This is a genomic window from Undibacterium paludis (assembly GCF_022568815.1).
In the GTDB taxonomy this organism is placed as follows: Bacteria; Pseudomonadota; Gammaproteobacteria; order Burkholderiales; family Burkholderiaceae_D; genus Undibacterium.
In genome coordinates, this window is record NZ_JAKZHX010000053.1 from 1 (window position 1) to 999 (window position 999).

The following is a 999-nucleotide window of genomic DNA, read 5'->3' on the forward strand; positions in this document are numbered from 1 at the left end:
ACGCTGGCCATTGGCGTCGTAGGTGTAGTTGACGACGCCTTTGGGGCTGGTGACCTGGGTGATACGGTCCAGATTGTCGTAGACGAAGCCGATGTTGCCGTTGATGCTGTCGGCCAGTTGGGTCAGGCGGTTGCCTGCATCGTAGGTATGCGTGATGGTGCTGTTGTCGGCATAGGTGACGGTGCGCAGGCGGTTGAGGCTGTCGTACTGGTATTTGGTGGTCTGGTTCTTGCGGTCTGTGCTTTGTTTGATGCGGTGTTCGTTGTCATAGACGATGCTGCTGCCCTGGCTTAGGGCATCGGTCTTGCCAGTGACGGCGTTGCGGTCGTCGTAACTGAAACCGGTGCTGTGGCTGTTGGCGTCGGTGACGCTGGTGAGGTTGTCGTTGTTGTCGTAGCCAAAGCCGGTGTTCTGGCTATTGGGGTCGGTGATGCTGGTGACGCGGTCGACGCTGTCGATGGTGTTGATGCTGCGCTGGGTCAGCGGGTCGGTGGTGCTGACGGTGCGGCCGATGGCGTCGGTGCGCAGGGTGACGCTGCGGGTGAGCGGGTCGGTGATGCTGCTTAAGTCATAACCGTCGTAGCCGAACCTGGTGGTTTTGTTGCGGGCGTCGGTGAATTCAGTCAGCTGGCCTGCTGCATTGGTGCGAAATTGCAGCTGTTTGTTGTTGGCGTCGGTGATCTGTTGCAGATTGCCCAGGCTGTCGTAGGTGAAGCTGGTGACCTGGTGCAGGGGGTCGGTGATGCTGGTGAGCTGGTTGTAGTCGCTGCTGTAGGTGGCGCTGCTGTAGGTGGCGCTGCTGGTGATGGCGTCGGGCGTGCCGGCCAGGTAGGTCTGGCTCGTCTGGTTGCCTTTGCTGTCGTAGCTGTAGCTGGTCTTGCGGCCCAGGGCGTCGGTGCTGGACATGAGCAGGTTGGTGGCCAGGTCGCGCTCGAAGCTGGTGGTTTGCTGTTCTGGCTGGCCGACTGCTCTGGTCACGCTGGTGGCGTGGCCGTTGGC

The 999-nt window shown here is 61.0% G+C and carries 1 pseudogene; it reads right to left on the reverse strand.

From position 1 onward, the window contains the following. A pseudogene (locus tag LZ463_RS28870) lies at positions 1-999 on the reverse strand (RHS repeat-associated core domain-containing protein); the annotation flags it as partial.